The organism is Serratia sp. H1w, assembly GCF_000633355.1.
Taxonomy (GTDB): domain Bacteria; phylum Pseudomonadota; class Gammaproteobacteria; order Enterobacterales; family Enterobacteriaceae; genus Chania.
Genome location: NZ_AYMQ01000037.1, coordinates 76985 through 97943 on the forward strand (window position 1 = coordinate 76985; position 20959 = coordinate 97943).

22 protein-coding genes are annotated in these 20959 nt (G+C 54.2%); 9 read left to right on the forward strand and 13 right to left on the reverse strand.

What is annotated here, in order from left to right; genetic code table 11:
- Positions 1–108: 108 nt before the first annotated feature.
- Both mepM and znuA read right to left on the reverse strand, forming a co-directional pair.
- A complete protein-coding gene (gene mepM, locus U869_RS0106235) occupies positions 109–1431 on the reverse strand; it encodes a murein DD-endopeptidase MepM (RefSeq protein WP_025121068.1) in 1323 nt (440 codons plus the stop codon).
- Between the two features lie 21 nt (positions 1432–1452).
- A complete protein-coding gene (znuA, locus tag U869_RS0106240; protein WP_025121069.1) occupies positions 1453–2400 on the reverse strand; it encodes a zinc ABC transporter substrate-binding protein ZnuA in 948 nt (315 codons plus the stop codon).
- Between the two features lie 78 nt (positions 2401–2478).
- Here znuA and znuC point away from each other — a divergent pair, with 78 nt between their 5' ends.
- Positions 2479–3237 carry a zinc ABC transporter ATP-binding protein ZnuC gene (gene znuC / locus U869_RS0106245; protein WP_025121070.1) on the forward strand — a complete coding sequence of 253 codons (759 nt, stop codon included), beginning with the start codon at positions 2479–2481 and terminating at the stop codon, positions 3235–3237.
- Positions 3234–4019 (forward strand): zinc ABC transporter permease subunit ZnuB, encoded by a 786-nt coding sequence (gene znuB / locus U869_RS0106250; protein WP_025121071.1) that lies wholly within the window; start codon positions 3234–3236, stop codon positions 4017–4019. The genes znuC and znuB overlap by 4 nt, the downstream gene beginning before the upstream one ends.
- A 134-nt stretch (positions 4020–4153) precedes the next feature.
- Here znuB and ruvB read toward each other — a convergent pair whose 3' ends face one another.
- The 7 genes from ruvB to U869_RS30490 form a co-directional block, all read right to left on the reverse strand.
- The gene (gene ruvB / locus U869_RS0106255) at positions 4154–5161 is read right to left on the reverse strand and encodes a Holliday junction branch migration DNA helicase RuvB (protein WP_025121072.1); all 1008 of its coding nucleotides are present in this window, start codon (positions 5159–5161) and stop codon (positions 4154–4156) included.
- 18 nt (positions 5162–5179) lie between these two features.
- Positions 5180–5794, reverse strand: coding sequence for a Holliday junction branch migration protein RuvA (ruvA, locus tag U869_RS0106260; protein ID WP_025121073.1), 615 nt, complete (start codon positions 5792–5794; stop codon positions 5180–5182).
- 132 nt (positions 5795–5926) lie between these two features.
- Complete coding sequence (gene ruvC / locus U869_RS0106265; RefSeq protein WP_025121074.1) at positions 5927–6448, reverse strand: crossover junction endodeoxyribonuclease RuvC; 522 nt, start codon at positions 6446–6448, stop codon at positions 5927–5929.
- Positions 6449–6515: 67 nt separating this feature from the next.
- Positions 6516–7259, reverse strand: coding sequence for a YebC/PmpR family DNA-binding transcriptional regulator (locus U869_RS0106270; RefSeq protein ID WP_025121075.1), 744 nt, complete (start codon positions 7257–7259; stop codon positions 6516–6518).
- A gap of 21 nt (positions 7260–7280) precedes the next feature.
- Positions 7281–7727: a dihydroneopterin triphosphate diphosphatase gene (gene nudB, locus U869_RS0106275; protein WP_025121076.1), complete on the reverse strand. Its 447-nt coding sequence runs from the start codon at positions 7725–7727 to the stop codon at positions 7281–7283.
- On the reverse strand, positions 7727–9511 hold the full coding sequence (gene aspS / locus U869_RS0106280) for an aspartate--tRNA ligase (RefSeq protein ID WP_025121077.1): 1785 nt from the start codon (positions 9509–9511) through the stop codon (positions 7727–7729). Before aspS ends, nudB begins: the two co-directional genes overlap by 1 nt.
- Before the next feature lie 82 nt (positions 9512–9593).
- On the reverse strand, positions 9594–9824 hold the full coding sequence (locus tag U869_RS30490) for an FmdB family zinc ribbon protein (protein ID WP_369795068.1): 231 nt from the start codon (positions 9822–9824) through the stop codon (positions 9594–9596).
- A 190-nt stretch (positions 9825–10014) separates the two neighbouring features.
- On the opposite strand from U869_RS30490, the gene U869_RS0106285 reads away from it, so the two are divergent.
- From U869_RS0106285 to cmoB, 5 genes are all read left to right on the forward strand, one after another.
- Positions 10015–10587, forward strand: a complete 573-nt coding sequence (locus U869_RS0106285) for a hydrolase (RefSeq protein WP_029987616.1) — start codon at positions 10015–10017, stop codon at positions 10585–10587.
- A gap of 128 nt (positions 10588–10715) precedes the next feature.
- Positions 10716–11531 carry a DUF72 domain-containing protein gene (locus tag U869_RS0106290; protein WP_025121079.1) on the forward strand — a complete coding sequence of 272 codons (816 nt, stop codon included), beginning with the start codon at positions 10716–10718 and terminating at the stop codon, positions 11529–11531.
- A 101-nt stretch (positions 11532–11632) separates the two neighbouring features.
- On the forward strand, positions 11633–12028 hold the full coding sequence (locus U869_RS0106295) for an MAPEG family protein (protein ID WP_024528726.1): 396 nt from the start codon (positions 11633–11635) through the stop codon (positions 12026–12028).
- A 95-nt stretch (positions 12029–12123) separates the two neighbouring features.
- Positions 12124–12867, forward strand: a complete 744-nt coding sequence (gene cmoA, locus U869_RS0106300; RefSeq protein ID WP_025121080.1) for a carboxy-S-adenosyl-L-methionine synthase CmoA — start codon at positions 12124–12126, stop codon at positions 12865–12867.
- A complete protein-coding gene (gene cmoB / locus U869_RS0106305; protein ID WP_025121081.1) occupies positions 12864–13835 on the forward strand; it encodes a tRNA 5-methoxyuridine(34)/uridine 5-oxyacetic acid(34) synthase CmoB in 972 nt (323 codons plus the stop codon). Before cmoA ends, cmoB begins: the two co-directional genes overlap by 4 nt.
- Before the next feature lie 54 nt (positions 13836–13889).
- Here the strand turns inward: cmoB and U869_RS0106310 are convergent, their stop codons facing one another.
- A complete protein-coding gene (locus U869_RS0106310) occupies positions 13890–14387 on the reverse strand; it encodes a hypothetical protein (RefSeq protein WP_051588660.1) in 498 nt (165 codons plus the stop codon).
- Between the two features lie 340 nt (positions 14388–14727).
- Here U869_RS0106310 and U869_RS32770 point away from each other — a divergent pair, with 340 nt between their 5' ends.
- Positions 14728–14862 (forward strand): hypothetical protein, encoded by a 135-nt coding sequence (locus U869_RS32770; protein WP_255328563.1) that lies wholly within the window; start codon positions 14728–14730, stop codon positions 14860–14862.
- Positions 14863–15067: 205 nt separating this feature from the next.
- Here the strand turns inward: U869_RS32770 and cutC are convergent, their stop codons facing one another.
- Both cutC and U869_RS0106320 read right to left on the reverse strand, forming a co-directional pair.
- Positions 15068–15820, reverse strand: a complete 753-nt coding sequence (gene cutC, locus U869_RS0106315; protein ID WP_025121083.1) for a copper homeostasis protein CutC — start codon at positions 15818–15820, stop codon at positions 15068–15070.
- Between the two features lie 212 nt (positions 15821–16032).
- The gene (locus U869_RS0106320) at positions 16033–16596 is read right to left on the reverse strand and encodes a VOC family protein (RefSeq protein ID WP_025121084.1); all 564 of its coding nucleotides are present in this window, start codon (positions 16594–16596) and stop codon (positions 16033–16035) included.
- Between the two features lie 842 nt (positions 16597–17438).
- Here U869_RS0106320 and argS point away from each other — a divergent pair.
- Positions 17439–19169 carry an arginine--tRNA ligase gene (argS, locus tag U869_RS0106325; RefSeq protein WP_025121085.1) on the forward strand — a complete coding sequence of 577 codons (1731 nt, stop codon included), beginning with the start codon at positions 17439–17441 and terminating at the stop codon, positions 19167–19169.
- A 159-nt stretch (positions 19170–19328) separates the two neighbouring features.
- Here the strand turns inward: argS and murJ are convergent, their stop codons facing one another.
- Positions 19329–20864: a murein biosynthesis integral membrane protein MurJ gene (murJ, locus tag U869_RS0106330; RefSeq protein WP_025121086.1), complete on the reverse strand. Its 1536-nt coding sequence runs from the start codon at positions 20862–20864 to the stop codon at positions 19329–19331.
- Positions 20865–20959: the final 95 nt, after the last annotated feature.

Consider the following 20959-nt stretch of genomic DNA (forward strand, 5'->3'; position numbering starts at 1 on the left):
AAACCGTTACCGTTCACTGACAAAATACAGCTAGCTTTCCCGAGCAGGCACTAATAAAAACATCGGCCCGAAATCAGGCCGATGGAAAATCATAAGCAACAGTGATGATTAATCCAGCTGCAACTGTGGCACCACTTCCTTCACCTGCGCCAGGTAATCGCTGCGGTCTTTACCCATCAGCCCTTCCGAACGCGGCAACTTGGCCGTCAGTGGGTTAACTGCTTGCTGGTTAGTCCACATTTCATAGTGCAAATGTGGGCCAGTAGAACGGCCGGTATTACCGGAAAGCGCGATACGGTCACCACGTTTCACCTTCTGCCCTGGCTTGACCAACAGCTTTTTCAGGTGCATGTAACGGGTGGTGTATTGGCGACCATGACGGATCGCCACGTAGTTACCTGCCGCGCCGCTGCGCTTGGCAATCACCACTTCACCGTCACCCACTGCCAGCACTGGCGTCCCCACCGGCATGGCGAAGTCGACACCTTTGTGCGGTGCAACACGCCCGGTCACCGGATTGACGCGGCGTGGATTAAAGTTGGAGGAAATACGGAACTGCTTCATGGTCGGGAAACGCATAAAACCACGCGCTAACCCAGAACCCTGACGATCGTAGAACTTGCCGTCTTCGGCGCGGATGGCGAAGTAGTCTTTGCCGCTGCTGCGCATGCGTACGCCCAATAGCTGGCTCTGTTCGCTTTTGCCGTCAAACTCTTCGCGAGACATCAATACCGCGAACTGATCGCCTTTACGCAGCTTGCGAAAATCGAGTTGCCATTGCAGGGCTTTGATCACCGCATTGATTTCGGCACGGCTCAGGCCCGCTGCCGAGGCGCTGCTGACAAAACTGCCGTTCAGCTTGCCGCTCAACACGCTGTTGCGCCATTCGCCCTTCTGGGTTTCCTTGGTTTCTTTAAAGGTATTGCCCACGCGATCGTAAGTACGGGTTTCACGACGTGAAACCTCCCAGGTCATGCGCTTGAGATCGCCATTTTCGTTCAACGTCCAAGACAGCTGTTGACCGATTTTCAGGTTACGCAAATCGCGGTTCTGCGAAGCCAGCAGCGAAACATCGGACATTTCGATACCGTACTGGGTCAGAATACTGCCGAGCGTGTCGCCGGTAGAAACCACATATTCATGCACACCTTCCTCTCCGGCGACCTTCTGGTCCAGCTCATCCTCAGGGATGTCATCATCGGGGGTAGGTTGGTCAGCATCGATCGGTTCACTGGCTTCGGGCTGCAATGCCCTTAACTGGTTGGCTTCCAGCTCGACGCTTTTAACGATAGGGTTATGTTCTGGGTGATAAACGGAAGGCCGCCAAACAGCGACGGCCAACGTAACGACTGTCAAAGACCCCAGCATCACGCGGTGGGGTCGAGGCAGGTTGTTATACGCCAGAGTGATAGTTCGGACTATCTTCTGCACTCAATAATATCCTCATAATCTTTACTTCAGGCAGCTCACGTACTGGTTGGACAGCGCTGTCAGGAAGTTCCCGTAGCTGTCTTTCCCCAGTGCGATACCGGTGCCCAGCGGGTCCAGCGTTCCTGAACGCACAGAGGTACCCTTGGCAACGGCATTAATTACGGCCGGTCTGAATTGTGGCTCAGCAAAAACGCAGACTGCTTTCTGCTCAACCAACTGTGTTCGAATTTGGTGTAAACGCTGTGCGCCAGGTTGAATTTCGGGGTTAACGGTAAAATGGCCCAATGGGCTCAAGCCGTAGTGTTTCTCAAAGTAGCCATAAGCGTCATGAAAAACAAAATATCCCTTACCTTGCACAGGCGTTAGCATCTTAACAAGATTTTTATCAGTTTGCGCTAGCTGATCCTCGAACTGGCGCAGGTTTGCGTCTAATTTGTCCTTATTTTGCGGCATAAGTTCCAATAATCTGTCGTGAACCGCGATCGCGGTCACTTTTGCCACCTCTGGCGACAGCCAAACGTGCATATTATAGTCACCGTGATGATGGTCGTGTCCATCGTCACCGTCCGCATGACTATGCGCTGCGTCTGCATGTTCATGTCCGTGATCGTCATCATCATCGCCTTTCATCAGCAACGGCTGCACCGCCGGCAGTTCACCGATCGCCAACTGCTTGTTGGCAGGCAACTGCGTCAGGGATTTGGTCAGAAAAGCTTCCATATCTGGCCCCACCCACAATACCAGGTCGGCGCTACGCAGCCGCTGAATGTCCGACGGGCGTAAAGCGAAATCATGAGGCGAAGCACCGTCCGGCAGTAAAATCTCGGTAGGCGTTACCCCATCGGCGATAGCGGAAGCGATAAAGCCCAACGGGCGGATAGAGGTCACCACGGCAGCCGTTGCATTGCCAGCCATGATCAGCGCCGTTGCCAGCAGAGTGCGTTGCAACCATTTATTTTTCTGTACCATCATCAGTAATCCCGTCGTTTTCAGCAAAGAAGCGTGATATTATAACATTCGGTTAGTTCTGCAAAATGTAATCACGACATGTCTACACTGGCAACGCTAAAAAATATCTCTGTGTCATTTGGTACCCGCCGGGTACTGACCAATATCTCTCTCAACCTGCAACCGGGTCGGATCTTGACGCTCCTCGGGCCTAACGGAGCGGGCAAATCAACGCTGGTACGAGTGGTGTTGGGTTTGATTGCCCCAACGGAAGGCACGCTGGAACGCCTGCCGGGGCTACGCATCGGCTATGTGCCGCAAAAGCTGCATCTTGATGCCACCCTGCCCTTGACCGTCAACCGCTTTATGCGGCTCAAGCCTGGGGTAAAAAAAGCCGACATCCTGCCAGCGCTCAAACGCGTGCAGGCGGCGCACCTGCTCGATCAGCCCATGCAAAAGCTGTCCGGCGGCGAAAACCAACGGGTATTGCTGGCACGCGCGCTGTTGAATCAGCCGCAATTGCTGGTGCTGGATGAACCCACGCAAGGGGTGGACGTTAACGGCCAGTTGGCGTTATACGATCTGATCGACCAATTGCGTAAAGAGCTGGGCTGCGCGGTACTGATGGTTTCCCATGACCTGCATCTGGTGATGGCAAAAACCGACGACGTTCTGTGCCTGAATCAACATATCTGCTGCTCTGGTACACCGGAAGTGGTGTCGATGCATCCCGAATTTATTGCCATGTTTGGCAATCGGGGCGCTGAGCAGTTGGCGATCTATCGTCATCACCATAATCACCGTCACGACCTGCAAGGCAGAATTGTGCTGAAAAAAACCGGGGGCCGTGAGGCATGATTGGACTGTTATTGCCCGGCTGGCTGGCCGGTGTGCTGCTGGCTGCGGCTGCGGGCCCATTGGGTTCTTTTGTGGTGTGGCGTCGGATGTCCTACTTTGGCGATACCTTGGCACACGCTTCATTACTTGGTGTCGCCTTCGGCTTATTGCTGGACGTAAATCCATTTTATGCCGTAATTGCCGTCACGCTGCTGCTGGCCCTGGTGCTGGTTTGGTTGGAGCGCCGCCCACAACTGTCGATCGATACGCTGCTCGGCATTATGGCGCACAGTGCGCTGTCGCTGGGTCTGGTGGTCGTTGCGCTGATGTCCAACGTGCGTGTGGATCTGATGGCGTACCTGTTTGGGGATTTGCTGTCGGTCACCATGAGCGATATCTGGATGATCGGTATCGGCGTGGTGGTTGTGCTGCTGGTGTTGTGGTGGCAATGGCGCGATCTGCTGTCGATGACCATCAGCCCGGAAATGGCCCACGTGGATGGCGTTAACCTGCCCCGTGCCCGCACCATTTTGATGCTGGTCACCGCCTTGACCATCGGCTTGGCCATGAAGTTTGTCGGCGCACTGATCATTACTTCGTTGCTGATTATCCCGGCGGCCACCGCGCGGCGATTTGCCCGCACGCCTGAACAAATGGCCGGTTTCGCGGTATTGGTAGGGGTAATTGCGGTAACCGGTGGGCTGACCTTCTCAGCGTTTTACGATACGCCTGCCGGGCCTTCGGTAGTGTTAAGCGCTGCGGTGCTGTTTGTGCTGAGCCTGTCGAAAAAGCAACAGGCTTGAAAAGTGGCAATGTTGCTGCATTCGTAGGGGTCGAACATGTTCGACCCTGGTCAACCTACTGATTATTCAGACGGGCGCAGCATGCAGCGCCCCTACGCGGTGAGATCGGCGAAGGTTTGTCAGCCGCCTCGTTGCTACTTTTCTTCGCGCTCAATGCCAAAGTGCTTATAGGCATGATTGGTTGCCATGCGACCGCGCGGCGTTCGTTGAATAAACCCCTGCTGGATCAGGAAAGGTTCAATCACGTCCTCTATCGTTTCACGCTCTTCACCGATCGCCGCCGCCAGGTTATCCAATCCGACCGGGCCGCCGGTAAACTTGTCGATAATCGCCAGCAACAGTTTGCGGTCCATATAGTCGAAACCTTCCGCATCGACATTGAGCATATCCAACGCCTGCATGGCTACCGCGCCATTGATCACGCCATTGGCGCGCACTTCGGCAAAGTCACGCACACGGCGCAGCAAGCGGTTGGCAATACGTGGCGTACCCCGGGCACGGCGTGCAACTTCATGCGCCCCATCGGTAGAAAGATCCAGGCCCAGACAGTTGGCACTGCGGGAAACGATGTGTTCCAGATCGGCCACCTGATAGAACTCCAGGCGCTGTACGATACCGAAACGATCGCGCAACGGGGAGGTCAATGAACCGGCACGAGTGGTGGCCCCAACCAGGGTGAACGGCGGTAGATCGAGTTTGATTGAACGCGCCGCCGGGCCTTCGCCGATCATGATATCCAGCTGATAGTCTTCCATCGCCGGATACAGGATCTCTTCCACCACCGGTGAGAGGCGGTGGATTTCATCGATAAACAGCACGTCGTGCGGTTCGAGGTTGGTCAGCATTGCCGCCAAATCCCCTGCCTTTTCCAGCACCGGGCCAGAGGTGGTACGCAGGTTAACGCCCATCTCATTGGCGACGATGTTAGCCAACGTGGTTTTACCCAGCCCCGGCGGCCCGAAGATCAACAGGTGATCCAGAGCATCGCCACGCTGTTTGGCTGCCTGAATAAAGATTTCCATCTGCTCACGCACGTGCGGCTGGCCAACGTACTCCGTCAGCAGCTTGGGACGGATCGCACGATCCAGCACCTCTTCTTCTGTGAACGGTTCGGCAGAAATCAGGCGGTCGGCTTCAATCATTATCTACCCCTTTCCACCCTACAGCGCGGCACGTAATGCATCGCGGATTAATGCTTCACAATCCGCGCCCGGCTTGGCAACCTTACTCACCATACGGCTGGCTTCCTGCGGTTTGTAGCCCAAGGCCACCAACGCTGAGGCCGCTTCGGCTTCAATATCCATCTCCGCCGCTTTGGCCACGTTGGCCGGCAGGGTAATTTCGCTGTTATTGTTGAACAGATCGCCATTCAATCCTTTGAAGCGGTCTTTCATTTCGACTACCAGACGCTCGGCAGTTTTCTTGCCCACGCCCGGCAATTTGATCAAGGTGGTGATCTCTTCACGCTCGACCGCGCTGACAAACTGCTGCGCAGACATGCCGGAGAGGATCGCCAGCGCCAGTTTTGGCCCCACACCGTTCACTTTAACCAGCTCACGGAACAGCGCGCGCTCTTGTTTATCATTGAACCCATACAGCAGCTGTGCATCTTCACGCACCACGAATTGGGTAAACACGATAGCCTCTTGCCCCAGCTCCGGCAGCTCGTAAAAGCAGGTCATCGGCATATGCACTTCATACCCGACGCCATTGGTTTCAAGTAACACCAGCGGTGGCTGCTTTTCCAGAATAATTCCTCTGAGACGACCTATCATTACCCCTCCTGAATGGATCCCTGTACGCGGCGCACTGCCACGCAGTATTGATACAGCTTATACCATAAAAAAGGCTGGATGAATATCCAGCCTGATTGGACGCAGCATGCGGCGTCCCTACATAACACAACCCTAACGCAAACGTCCGCGTGCCATGTTCAACCGCCCCTCACTCATACGCAGCACGTTCTGGCTGAGATGACAGTGGGTAATGGCGATGGCCAGCGCATCCGCGGCATCTGCCTGCGGGCTGGCAGAAAGCTTCAGCAATGAACGCACCATATGCTGAACCTGACTCTTTTCCGCCGCGCCGGTCCCCACCACCGTCTGCTTTACCTGGCGTGCCGCATACTCAAACACTTCCAGGTTCTGATTGACGGCGGCAACGATCGCCACACCCCGTGCCTGCCCCAACTTGAGCGCCGAATCCGGGTTCTTGGCCATAAACACCTGTTCGATGGCAAAGAAGTCGGGTTGAAACTGGGTGATGATTTCGCTCACGCCAGCATAAATCAGCTTCAGGCGTGTTGGCATATCATCTACCACGGTACGAATACAACCGCTGGCAACATAGGTCAGTTGGCGGCCTTGCTGGCGGATCAGGCCATAGCCGGTGACGCGCGAGCCGGGATCGATGCCCAGTATGATCGCCATTGCTACCACCATCCTGCATTGATTGTTGCCTGGCGCTGCCGGTTGGCAACGCCATCGTTCACCCGCATTACAGCGTTGCAGCGACCTCGTCGGAGATCTCACCGTTGTGGTAAACCTCCTGCACGTCGTCACAATCTTCCAGCATGTCGATCAGGCGCAGCAACTTAGGTGCCGTTTCCGCATCCATATCCGCCTTGGTAGACGGGATCATGGACACTTCGGCCGAGTCTGCTTCAAAACCCGCGGCGGTCAGAGCATCTTTCACTTCACCCAGATTTTCCCAGGCGGTGAAGACGTCAATAACACCGTCGTCATAGGTCTGGATATCTTCGGCTCCGGCTTCCAACGCGGCTTCCATCACCGTGTCTTCATCCAGACCCGGTGCATAGGTGATCACGCCTTTTTTGGTGAACAGATAGGCTACCGAGCCGTCTGTACCCAGGTTGCCACCACACTTGGTGAAGGCATGGCGTACTTCTGCCACGGTACGGTTACGGTTGTCACTCAGGCACTCGATCATCACCGCAGTGCCGCCAGGACCGTAACCTTCATAGATGATGGTTTCCATGTTGCTATCATCATCGCCGCCTACGCCACGAGCGATAGCACGGTTCAAGGTGTCACGCGTCATGTTGTTGGACAGCGCTTTATCGATAGCCGCACGCAGACGCGGGTTGGCGCCTGGATCGCCGCCGCCCAATTTGGCGGCAGTCACCAGCTCACGGATAATTTTAGTGAAAATCTTACCGCGTTTGGAATCTTGTGCTGCTTTGCGGTGTTTGGTGTTGGCCCATTTACTATGACCTGCCATAAAAAATATCTCCAAAAAGAACTACTGGACAGAATGGATCACAAACTCTTCAATCGCCTGCTGATTACTCCAGGACTTGGTCAGTTTGACCGCCTCGGACGCCTCCAGCCATTGGTAAGCATGATGCTCGGTCAAGACCGGATCGCGCTCATCAGGCAACGCCAGGCAGAACCAGTGCTCTTTATTACGCGTGGTTCCCGGCGCATAGCGGTGTCGCAAATGGACAAAGAGTTCAAATTCCACACAGCGCTGGCAATCGAATAACGGCAAATCCTCTGCCGCGATGTCAATACCAATCTCTTCCATGACTTCGCGCTGGGCGGCATGCGGCGGCGATTCGTTGTCTTCAAGGCTGCCGGTGACCGACTGCCAGAACTCCGTATCGTCGCGCCGCTGTAACATCAGCACCCGGCCACTGGATTTTGCATAAATCACTACCAGAATAGACTCGGGCCGCTTGTAATTCATCACTTGCTCTCTTGTTCTGCTGAGGCTTTCTTCACTACGCTGATCGCCAGTTCCTGCAACGAGGCCGGGTTGGCGAAGCTTGGTGCATCGGTCATCAGACAGGCAGCCGCGGTGGTTTTCGGGAAGGCAATAACGTCACGGATGTTCTCGGTACCGGTGACCAGCATCACCAGACGATCCAGGCCGAAGGCCAGACCGGCGTGAGGAGGCGTGCCGTATTTCAGCGCATCCAGCAGGAAGCCGAACTTCTCGCGTTGCTCTTGCTCATTGATACCGAGGATACCAAAGACGGTTTGCTGCATTTCACTGCGGTGAATACGCACGGAACCGCCACCCACTTCATAGCCGTTCAGCACCATATCGTAGGCATTGGCGATGGCCGAGGTCGGATCTTTTTGCAGTTCTTCCGGGCTCATATCGCGCGGTGCGGTGAACGGATGGTGCATCGCTGCCAGGCCACCTTCGCCGTCTTCTTCGAACATTGGGAAATCGACCACCCACAGCGGTGCCCAGCTGTCGAGTTTGGTCAGGCCCAGATCGCGGCCGATTTTCAGGCGCAGTGCGCCCATGGCATCGGTCACGATTTTGAAGCTGTCGGCACCAAAGAACAGGATGTCGCCGGTTTGCGCATTGGTGCGTGCCAGGATCGCTTCCAGCACTTCAGCACTGAGGAATTTGGCAATCGGGCTTTGCACGCCTTCCATACCCGCGGCACGGTCGTTAACTTTCAGCCATGCCAAACCTTTGGCACCGTAGATGTTAACGAAAGCACCGTATTCGTCGATCTGCTTACGCGTCAGCTGTGCGCCACCCGGTACACAAATCGCGGCCACGCGGCCTTTGGCATCGTTCGCCGGGCCGGAGAACACTTTAAACTCAACGTCTTTAACCAGATCGGCCACGTCAACCAGTTCCAGCGGGTTACGCAGGTCTGGCTTATCGGAACCGTAGCGGCGCATTGCTTCGGCAAAGGTCATGATCGGGAATTTGCCCAGATCGACGCCCTTCACGTCCAGCCACAGTTCATGCACCAGTTGCTCCATCACTTCACGCACCTGATCGGCGCTCATGAAAGAGGTTTCCACATCGATCTGGGTGAATTCTGGCTGGCGATCGGCACGCAGGTCTTCGTCACGGAAGCATTTGACGATCTGGTAGTAACGGTCAAAGCCAGACATCATCAGCAACTGTTTGAACAACTGCGGGGACTGCGGCAGCGCGTAGAACTTGCCTTTGTGTACGCGGCTTGGCACCAGGTAGTCGCGGGCACCTTCCGGCGTGGCTTTGGTCAGCATCGGGGTTTCGATATCGAGGAAACCGTGGCTGTCCATAAAGCGACGCACAAAGCTGGTGATCTTGGCGCGGGTTTTCAGGCGATCGGCCATTTCCGGGCGACGCAGATCCAGATAGCGATATTTCAGACGTGCTTCTTCGCTGTTGGTCTGGTTGGAGTCCAACGGCAGCGGTTCTGAGCGGTTGATGATCTCAAGCTGATGAGCAAACACCTCAACGCCGCCTGTCATCATGTCCTTGTTGACCTGGCTTTCCGGGCGCGCACGCACGGTACCGACGATCTGAATACAGAACTCATTACGCAGTTCGAAGGCTTTGTCGAAGGCCGCTTTCTGATCCGGATCGAAGAACACCTGTACGATGCCTTCGCGGTCACGCATATCAATAAAGATCAGGCCGCCCAGATCGCGACGACGGTTGACCCAACCACACAAAGTGACTTCCTGGCCGACGTGGGCCAGATTCAACTGCCCGCAATATTCAGTACGCATACGCTATCCTTTTGACTTAAGCGGATCCCGCCGGAGGTTTGCAACAGTTGCTGTTTCCGCACGGCTATTATCTGACAAATTATTACTTACTACCCGGTTTGAAGTCTGTTGCATACCAGCCGGTGCCCTTTAACTGGAAACCGCTGGCAGAGATCAACTTGGTCAAGGCGGGCTGCCCACACGCCGGACATTGGGTCAACGGCGCGTCGGAAAATTTTTGTAGTTTCTCTAATCGATGTTGGCATGAGCCACATGCATATTCATAAATCGGCATAGATCGCTGGACTAAAGATTGGTGAAAAAAGGCGGCCATTATAAAGGAAATTCATGCGCCAGATAAGAGCGAACACCGCATTGTTGCAACGCTAAATGGCATCTATCGCAGGTAAACAACACATGTGTTAACAAATTTCCCATTAACTGGCAGCAGTTTTATCACGTAGTTTGTAGCAAACGCTGGCTGACCAGCCAGGATTTGCGTCCTTTTAATCATGAGAAAACTAATGCTGAAACTTGATGCCCAAACCACCGCCCTGGTCCTGATCGATCTGCAAAACGGCATTTTACCTTACGCCGTTGGCCCGCACAGCGCCAGCCAGGTGGTGACCCATGCTGCCCATCTTGCAGGCCGTTTTCGTGCGCTGAATGCGCCGGTGTTCCTGGTACGGTTCGGTTGGTCTGATTCTTTTGCCGAAGCGCTTAAACAGCCGGTAGATAAGCCTTCACCGTCCCCTGTCGGCGGGTTGCCTGCATCCTGGTGGGAGTTCCCGCAAGAGCTGGCGGTACAAGACAACGACATCCTGATCACCAAACGCCAATGGGGTGCATTCTATGGCACCGACCTCGACCTGCAACTGCGCCGCCGTGGCATCAAATCGGTGGTATTGGGAGGCATCGCTACCAATATTGGCGTGGAGTCTACCGCGCGCGCGGCTTGGGAACATGGCTATGAACTGGTGATCGCCGAAGACATGTGCAGCACCTACAGCACCGAAATGCACCAGTTCGCCTTCGATAATATTTTCCCGCGTATCGCCCGCGTACGCAGCACCAGCGAAATCCTCGACGCACTATAAGAGAGAAGTAGCTATATCAAATGATGCTACAGGTGGCAGTCATAAAGGCAGTTTTCAGGCACTTGAAAGAAAGGCGGGATAACGCTACCGTTGTTGCCAAAATGTAAAACAGGGAAGATGAGCGTTTGATCTATATCGGACTACCGCAATGGCAGCATCCCGCCTGGAACCGTATCGGCTTACGCGATTTGGCGGACTACAGCCGCTACTTCAACTGTGTGGAGGGTAACACCACCTTCTACGCTCTGCCGAAAGCGGAAATTGTGCATCGCTGGCGCGACATGACCGGCGATGACTTCCGTTTCTGCTTTAAATTCCCCTCGCTCATCAGTCACAAAGCGGCACTGCGCAACTGTGAATCCGATATCAAGGCGTTTTATGATTGCCTGCGCCCTATTGAAGGACGTATCGGACAGCTGTGGTTGCAGTTGCCAGCAGCCTTCGCGCCCGAGCATCTGGGGATTCTGTGGGCTTTTCTCGATGCCTTACCGGCGGAGTTTACCTATGGGGTAGAAGTCCGCCATCTGGAGTTTTTCGCCAAGGGCGATGCGGAACGCCAGTTGAATCAGGGATTGCATCAACGTGGCATTAATCGGACCATCCTGGATAGCCGGCCACTGCACCACGCCAAGCCGCACAGCCCGGCGATCCGCGATGCGCAACAGAAAAAGCCCAAGCTGCCGGTACACGCGGTGCTGACCGCCAACAATCCGCTGATCCGTTTTATCGGCGGCGACGTGCTGGCGGACAATCAGCGCTGGTTTGATTCATGGCAACAGCGGCTGCCAGGCTGGGCACAGCAACATCAGCCTTATCTGTTTATTCACACGCCAGACAACAGCGATTCACCGCAGCAGGCGCAAAAAATCTGGCAACAGCTACACGGAATTATTCCGAATTTTGCCGCGCCACCGGACTGGCCAGAGCAAGAATCCTTGTTTTAACCGATTAATCCGATGGATCATATCGGATATTTCCTCGCGACAGTCACGATGATGGCAGTTATGATGCTCGTTGCCAGATTTGGTTACGAATGGAGTTAAAAATGGTAAGCGCGCTCTATGTGGTGCTTGGCGCATTGTTGTTGATCAAACTCTCTTATGACGTGGTCAGGTTGAGAATGCAGTACCGGGTCGCCTACGGTGACGGCGGGTTCTACGAACTGCAAACCGCAATCCGCGTTCATGGTAACGCCGTGGAGTACATCCCGATTGCCGCCATCCTGCTGGTGATCATGGAGATGAACGGTGCTGAAGTCTGGATGGTGCATCTGTGTGGTTTGCTGCTGATGGCAGGCCGGCTGGTTCACTATTACGGTTTGCGCAACCGTGAGGTCCGTTGGCGCCGTTCGGGTATGGCGGCTACCTATATTTCCTTGATACTGATGGTGATAGCCAATATCGTTTACCTACCGTGGGACATCATCTTCAGCCTGCACTGATATCCCCTCTGTTCAGGCGGCCACGCCGCCTGTTTCTGCCTGCGCCGCTTTTCTGTTAGTATACGCCCCTTCGAATTCTGACCTGATTTGCCGCTATGCCAAACCGCGATACTCTTTTTTCCGCCCCGATCGCCAAACTGGGCGACTGGACCTTCGACGAGCGCGTTGCTGAAGTCTTCCCAGACATGATCCAGCGTTCCGTTCCGGGCTACTCCAATATCATTTCGATGATTGGCATGCTGGCCGAACGCTTTGTTCAGCCGCACAGCCGGGTATATGACCTTGGGTGCTCCCTGGGCGCGGCTACGCTGTCGATGCGCAGGAACATCAGCGTTGCAGGTTGTCAGATTATTGCGGTCGATAATTCCCCCGCGATGGTAGAGCGCTGCCGCCGTCATCTTGATGCGTTTCGTGCCGATACGCCGGTCGATGTCATCGAGGCGGACATTCTAGACATTACCATCGAAAATGCCTCAATGGTGGTGCTCAACTTCACGCTGCAATTCCTTGAACCGACCGACCGTTTGCGCCTGCTTGAACAGGTATATCGCGGGCTGCGTCCAGGCGGTGCCTTGGTGCTGTCAGAAAAATTCAGCTTTGAGGATGCGGATGTCGGTGAGCTGTTGTTCAATATGCACCACGACTTCAAGCGGGCCAATGGCTATAGCGAATTGGAAATCAGCCAAAAGCGCAGCATGCTGGAAAACGTGATGCTGACCGACTCGGTCGAAGCGCACAAAGCACGGCTCCAGCAGGCTGGTTTTGAACATGCCGAAGTCTGGTTCCAATGTTTCAACTTCGGCTCGTTGATCGCGCTGAAATCGGGAGAAACCGCATGATCGAGTTTGGTGATTTCTACCAGCGCATCGCTAAAAGCCCACTCAGCCACTGGCTGGATACGCTGCCAGCGCAGATCAGCAGTTGGCAGCGTGAATCGCTGCACGGCAAGTTCAAACAATGGTTCAACTCGGTAGAACATCTGCCTGCCCTGACGCCAACCCAGCTGGATTTACTGCATGGGGTACGCGCACAGATGGAACAGCCGCTCTCACCTGGCCAGCTCGAAGGCATTGAGAAAATGCTGCGCACGCTGATGCCATGGCGTAAAGGGCCGTTCTCGCTTTACGGCATCGATATCGATACCGAATGGCATTCCGACTGGAAGTGGGATCGGGTGCTGCCGCATATTTCCCCGCTGGCAGGCCGTACCATCCTGGATGTGGGCTGCGGTAGCGGTTACCACCTGTGGCGCATGGTGGGTGCCGGAGCGCATCTGGCGGTAGGTATCGATCCGATGCAACTGTTCCTGTGCCAGTTTGAAGCGGTACGTAAACTGCTGGGTGGCGATCAACGCGCTCATGTCTTACCTCTGGGTATCGAACAATTGCCTGAGCTGGCCGCTTTCGACACCGTGTTCTCGATGGGCGTGCTTTATCACCGTCGTTCTCCGCTGGATCACCTCTATCAGTTGAAAAACCAACTGGTTTCCGAGGGCGAACTAGTGTTGGAAACGTTGGTGGTGCCGGGCGATCGTCACCAGGTCCTGGTACCGGGCGATCGCTACGCGCAGATGCGTAACGTCTACTTTATTCCGTCTGCGGAAGCGCTGAAGTGCTGGCTGGAGAAGTGCGGATTTGTCGACGTCAGAATTGCCGATGTCTGCCCAACCAGCACCGAAGAGCAACGCCGCACCGACTGGATGACCAGTGAGTCACTGGCCGAGTTCCTCGATCCGAACGATCCCAGCAAAACTATTGAAGGCTACCCGGCCCCGATCCGCGCCGTGCTGATTGCCAAAAAACCATAGGCAACTGTGTCGTAAAAGCGATCCCCCGATGACAGCGGGGGATCGCTGCAGGTACTACTTTCTGAGAGCCTGTAGCAAGTCTTTCTCAAACACTCCGCTAGATGAACATTCGAAAGGCTTGACCTTATCGTTACCATCCGCCGCCACCAGCCCTGCAACGCCGTTGACTTGCACCACCACGTTCGTCCCTTCTCCGGCGCTAAAAATCTGCACCAGGATCCGGTAGCTGACATTCAAATTAGACGGGCCTGGCTGGTCTGAACAACTGAGGTATAGGCTGGCCAGCTCAGCGTCCTTACCCACCGTGCCAACGACCCCCAAGTGCTGATCGACAAGCGTTGCCGCTAGCCCTTTTTGTGCAAAAATCGCTTCGGTCCGGGCGAGCAACTCATCCGGCTTGCGGTTGCCTATCAAGGTTGGCTTTATACCGGCAACTGACGTGCCATCCACAGAGCTGGCCGCCTCAAACGGTTGGTTGCCGGTTTTGGTCGGTCCATATACCGAGACGCAACCGCCCAATGCCAATCCCAGCAATAAAATATAATGTCTCATCATTCACCTGTAATACAGCGTGGCGCAGGCCGTGAGTGACATAACAAGACCAATCATCAGCAAATAACGCATCTCCCTCTCCTTTATCGATAATAGGCCGCAACACAGCCCGACAATGCGCAACAGGCCAACAGTAACCACACCGCATAAACTCTCATAATTCCTCCTTATGGCTTGATAAACAGCATCGCTAAAGGCTATCGCCTGCACAGCCGTGTGTCGCGTACCACCATGTGTGTCAACATTGGCAAAACAATCTTCCGGAGTTTGACTTCAGGGTTGAACCCTTTATTTGACGTGTTAGACTGAACAAAAGCTAACAAATTCATAAGGGTGATTAATGCGAGGTGTCGATCGGCTGTTAATTGCTTTACTCACCGTCATGGCCGGTGTCTGGATTTCTGTCATGTTCAATCTTGGCGGCACAACGCAAACGCTTTCCGCTATTTTTCACTGGATAGAGAGCCTGCGCTGATCACTGCATCGTTTACATTTCCTCAATATTTAAACACCAGCCCACTGCCCTTGGTTAACTAGAATTAAAGTGTTGGTACCGCGCCAACACCAGTGAAACCTATTGAGTCTTTTAGCCCTGGGCACCTCTACCCTGTTCAGGGCTTTTTTTGCACATTAATGCAAAAAGCCCCGATATCCGGGGCTTTAGCGACACCATGAAATGTTCAGGCACTTATTGAAGGAGTCAGCATTGCCAACGCATTCTTCATCGACTCAACCGTTTCACCATCCACGCAGTAATGACTAAATTCATCAAACTCACTATCGGCACACATCGTGACGCCAGCCTTACGGTAACGCATGGTGGAAGGGACCGTATGCCCAGCCGAGCTGTGCAATTCCTGAATACCGATATCCACAAACTTATGCATATTGCTCAAGCGTACGCCAGCGCCCGCCATAATCACCGGCCCCTGGCTGGCATGCAGCAGATCGCGTAGCAGTGGCAAGCCCAATTCGGCATTCTGCTGCTGCCCGGAAGTGAGAATGCGCGCCACACCAAGCTGCGTCAGTTGCTCCAGCGCCACCAGCGGGTTTTGACACATATCGAACGCTCGATGGAAGGTCACGGCCATATCGCCACTCAACTTCATGACCTCACGCATCCGCACAAGATCGATATGCCCTTCATCGTCCAACATGCCGATGACCACCCCGGCAAAACCCATCTCGCGGATTTGCGCGACGTCGTTCTTCATAATCTCGAAATCAACGGCGCTGTAACAAAAATCGCCCCCGCGCGGACGAACGATTGGATGAACAGGTATCGTTACCCGTTCCCGCGCCTGCCGTAACGAGCCAAAACTCGGCGTTAACCCGCCCTCGCTCTGGCTAGCACACAATTCTATGCGGTCAGCACCCGCACGTTCTGCTGTCATGGCACAGTCGACGCTATAGCAACAAATTTCCAGCTTCATTGTTGTTACCCCCAGATAACGGTCAAAAATGCTACAGCAAAGGTTTACCCGCGCCCTGTCGGCCACGGGATAACAGCTTGATAGCGGTCTTAATGGCACAAGGTGCTAACTATGGCACCTCATTTTGAAAAATGGATAGATCGCAGTCACAATGGCGGCGTTAAGTGGGATAAATAACGCGATCGTCTTAATTCCAGCCCCCGGCGGCGCGTCTAACTACGTTCGCTGGCCACGATGTCACGAATATGATGCGGGTGGAATTTGATGGTGACAGTACCGTTGGTGATCGCCAGCGTCGGATTCGCCAGACGTTCGCCCTCACCTTTAGGTGAACTTTGCTTGAGTTTGATACCCGGCAGCAACAAGGCTTCATCTGCCAGATGATCCAGAGCGCGGGCATACAACGTGGCGGGATCGCCGCTTAGCACCAGTTCCACATGTTCCCAGCCTTCGTGAGGATAGCGCTTCTCGCCTGGATACGGCAGTTCAATACAGTCAATCTGCCAGGGGCCGACCTGTATTGGCTCATGGAGATCAAACAGGCAAATCGGCCTGCCGTTAATCATCGTCTCCGACAGCAGCGATCCACATTGCAACAACCCCTGCCGCCAGCGATCGGCAGTGCTGTTTTGATGGCAACGCAGCGAGATATGGTCAGCACTGAAGTTGGCCAGTTCAAGATGCAGCTGTTGTGCAAACTGTTCCAGCGCCAGTTGAAAACGAGGTAAATCTAATGTCAGGTCGTTGAGTTCGGCGATCGATGACAAAGTAGTCATAAGTTTCTCAGGCTCTCCAGGATCTTTGGCAGGCCAATAATCTACACGTCGAGTCGCTCGGAGGCTATGGGTCAGAGAATAAAAATCTAACGGGTAAACATAATGTTGTCTGTTTGACGCTGAGGTCTATTTCCAGCCGAGTTATCCTTCATGAAACACAAAAAAATTAGGAAGAATCTCTTGTCATATTTAATTAAACAAACGATACAAAACATAAGAATGTTTAATGTTTTATCTCTATGCATAAATGAAATAAACCAAAAATTAAATCATCCGAAAAACAAGATTCAAGATATTGTTTTTTATTAAAAAAAATAAGAAATAATGCGAGGAATCCTAAATAGGATCATTACAATTGATTAGATTGCGCTAATAGGCTAGGTTAGAAGAGTAATTGATTTCGGATAAATAAACATGACCCTATTAGGTATTTCCCTTGTGTTAATAGCCATCGCTGGCTACGCGATTTATCGCCATTTCAGAACTCGCCAGAATAGCGTATTGCGTTCCGGCCGAGGCGGTAAAAAGCGCTAACGCTTCTTCTATCCGCTCCCACCAAATCAATGACCGCGGATGGTTCGATTCACCTGGTTAACTCTTTTTATCTTCAATTTTTCCCTATCTTTCACCATGCCAGCCCGCGTCAACTACTGACGCGGCGCCGTCAATCAGTTACAATTGCAGGCTGTTTTGTGGTTGAGCGACGCCCCCATTGTGCGGCGTCGTCCCCGCTGACCTGTAAGTTGCGCCGTCAAGGCGGTTTGCAGTGCAACGGTGTAAAGCCACCTTTTGATCCGGAGGGCGTACTGCACGGCCCTCGTTTGTCATTTAAGGTAACCCCGGTGAATATTCAGGCTCTTCTATCAGATAAGGTCAGCCAGGCGCTGATTGCCGCAGGTGCGCCTGCCGATTGCGAAGCTCAGGTTCGTCAGTCCGCGAAAGCACAATTTGGTGATTATCAGGCCAACGGCGTCATGTCCGTTGCCAAAACTCTTGGTATGCCGCCACGACAACTGGCAGAGAAAGTCGTGCAACTGCTGGAGCTGGGTGAAATCAGCAGCAAAGTAGAAATTGCCGGCCCGGGCTTTATCAATATTTTCCTGAACAGCGAATGGGTGGCCCGCCAGGCCGATGCTACCCTGGCCGCGCCTAAGCTGGGCATTGCTCCGGTTAAACAGCAAACCATCGTTATCGACTATTCTGCGCCCAACGTGGCGAAAGAAATGCACGTGGGCCACCTGCGCTCCACCATTATTGGTGATGCCGCAGCCCGTACTCAGGAATTCCTGGGTCACAAAGTGGTACGTGCCAACCATGTGGGCGACTGGGGTACCCAGTTCGGCATGCTGATCGCCTACCTGGAAAAAATGCAAAACGAACATGCCAGCGATATGGGGCTGTCGGATTTGGAGCAATTTTACCGCGAAGCCAAGAAAAACTACGACGAGGACGAAGACTTCGCTCTGCGCGCCCGTGGTTACGTGGTGAAACTGCAAGGCGGCGACGAATACTGTCTGAAGATGTGGCGCAAACTGGTGGACATCACCATGGCGCAGAACCAACTGACCTATAACCGTCTGAACGTCACCCTGACCGAAGATGACGTGATGGGTGAAAGCCTGTACAACGCCATGTTGCCGGAAATCGTAGCGGACCTGAAAGCCAAAGGGCTGGCGGTAGAAAGCGAAGGCGCTACCGTAGTCTTCCTGGACGAGTACAAGAATAAAGATGGCGATCCGATGGGTGTCATCATCCAGAAGAAAGATGGCGGCTATCTGTATACCACCACCGACATCGCCTGTGCCAAATACCGCTACGAGACTCTGGGTGCCGATCGTGTCCTCTATTACATCGATTCACGCCAGCATCAGCACCTGATGCAAGCCTGGACCATCGTGCGCAAAGCGGGCTACGTGCCAGAATCGGTTTCTCTGGAACACCACATGTTCGGCATGATGCTGGGTAAAGACGGCAAGCCGTTCAAAACCCGTTCTGGTGGCACCATCAAACTGACGGATCTGTTAGATGAAGCGGTTGAACGCGCCAGCAAGCTGATCGCCGAGAAGAACCCGGATATGCCTGCCGATGAAATACAGCATCTGGCAAACGCGGTAGGTATTGGTGCGGTGAAATATGCCGACCTGTCGAAAAGCCGTACCACGGACTACATCTTCGATTGGGACAATATGCTGACCTTCGAGGGTAACACCGCGCCGTATATGCAGTATGCCTATACCCGCGTTGCTTCGGTGTTCAAGCGCGCTGGCGTGGATGAAAGCAACCTGACGCTGCCGTTGGTGATGACCGAAGAGCGTGAAGTTGCGCTGGCCACTCGCCTGCTGCAGTTCGAAGAAACCCTCACCGTGGTCGCTCGCGAAGGCACACCGCACGTGATGTGTACCTATCTGTACGACCTTGCGGGGCTGTTCTCCGGCTTCTATGAGCATTGCCAGATCCTTAATGCCGATAGCGAAGAGGCTCGTCAGAGCCGGCTGAAGTTGGCTCTGCTGACCGCCAAGACGTTGAAAACCGGTCTGGAAACGCTCGGGATCGAAACCGTCGAACGTATGTAAGCCAAACCCTAGCAATAAAAAAGGTCGCGATTGCGACCTTTTTTATTGCTGTCAACCTGACTACATTGCCAAATTGGTAGGGGTCGAACATGTTCGACCCGATTTAATTCACTGATTATCCAGTCGGGCTACATTTAAAGCGGGTTGCAATATCAGCACTCACTCTACCCGCCGGGCAAAGTCCCGAGGGCGGAATCCAAGTAGCCCCAACACCGCAAAGTAAGTCACAATTCCCGCCACTACCACGACCGATAAACGCAGCAAACGAGCCAGCATATTGCCCTGATCCCAGTCAGGCATCAGCCCCATCACGCCCAACAATACCGCAGCCATCACCAGCACGGCGACTACCAGCTTGAACAGGAACATCCCCCAGCCGGGTTGCGGTTGGAAAATATCCTGCTTGCGCAGTTGCCAATACAGCAAGGAAGCGTTCAAACAAGCACCCAGACCAATCGACAGCGAAAGCCCGGCATGTTTCAGTGGGCCGATAAATATCAGGTTCATCACCTGGGTCAGGATCAGGGTAATGATGGCAATCTTGACCGGCGTTTTAATGTCCTGGCGCGAATAGAAACCCGGTGCCAGCACTTTCACCACGATCAGGCCCATCAGGCCGACCGAATAGGCCACCAGCGCGCGCTGGGTCATCGCCGCATCAAAGGCGCTGAACTTGCCGTATTGGAACAGCGATACGGTAAGCGGCTTGGCCAAAATGCCCAGCGCGATGGCGCTCGGCAAAGCCAGCACAAAGCACAGGCGCAGGCCCCAATCCATCAGACGGTTATATTGGTCGTGGTTACCACTGGAGAAGCTTTTCGCCAGCGACGGTAACAAGATGGTTCCCAATGCCACGCCCAACACCCCAGACGGAAACTCCATCAGGCGGTCAGCGTAATACATCCACGAAACCGAGCCGGAAACCAGGAACGACGCGAAGATGGTGTTGATGATCAGCGAGATCTGGCTGACCGAAACCCCAAGAATAGCGGGCCCCATTTGGCGCATCACGCGCCATACGCCAGCGTCATTCAGCTTCAGGCGCGGCAGGACCAGCATGCCGATTTTCTTGAGGTGCGGCAATTGATAGCCCAGTTGCAGCACGCCCCCTACCACCACAGCCCAAGCCAAAGCCAGCACCGGCGGGTTGAAATACGGCGCGGCAAACAGCGCAAAGCCGATCATGCTGACGTTCAGCAGCGTCGGCGCAAACGCCGGGATGGAGAAACGGTTCCAGGTATTGAGGATCGCCCCCACCAGCGAGGCCAGCGAAATCAGCAGGATATAGGGGAAAGTGATACGCAACAGCGACGAGGTCAGGGCAAACTTATCCGGCGTATCGACAAACCCCGGGGCGGTAATGAAGATCACCCAAGGCGCGGCCAGCATGCCGATCACAGTCACTACTGCCAACACCAGCGTCAACAGCCCGGAAACGTAGGCAACAAAGGTACGGGTTGCCTCTTCCCCCTGCTGGCTTTTATATTCCGCCAGGATCGGCACAAAGGCCTGAGAGAATGCGCCTTCCGCAAAGATACGCCGTAACAGATTGGGCAGCTTGAACGCCACAAAGAAGGCATCCGTCGCCATCCCTGCCCCAAACACGCGTGCCACAATGGCATCACGCGCAAAGCCCAGCACCCGCGAAAACATGGTCATCGAGCTAACGGCTGCCAGTGATTTAAGTAGATTCATGTGGTTTTTCTGATGTGTACGACTGGTAAATATCAACGCCTGCATTGGCAGGCGTCAGTGGAGTGGCGTTAGTCTACGGATCCACGCCGGTAATA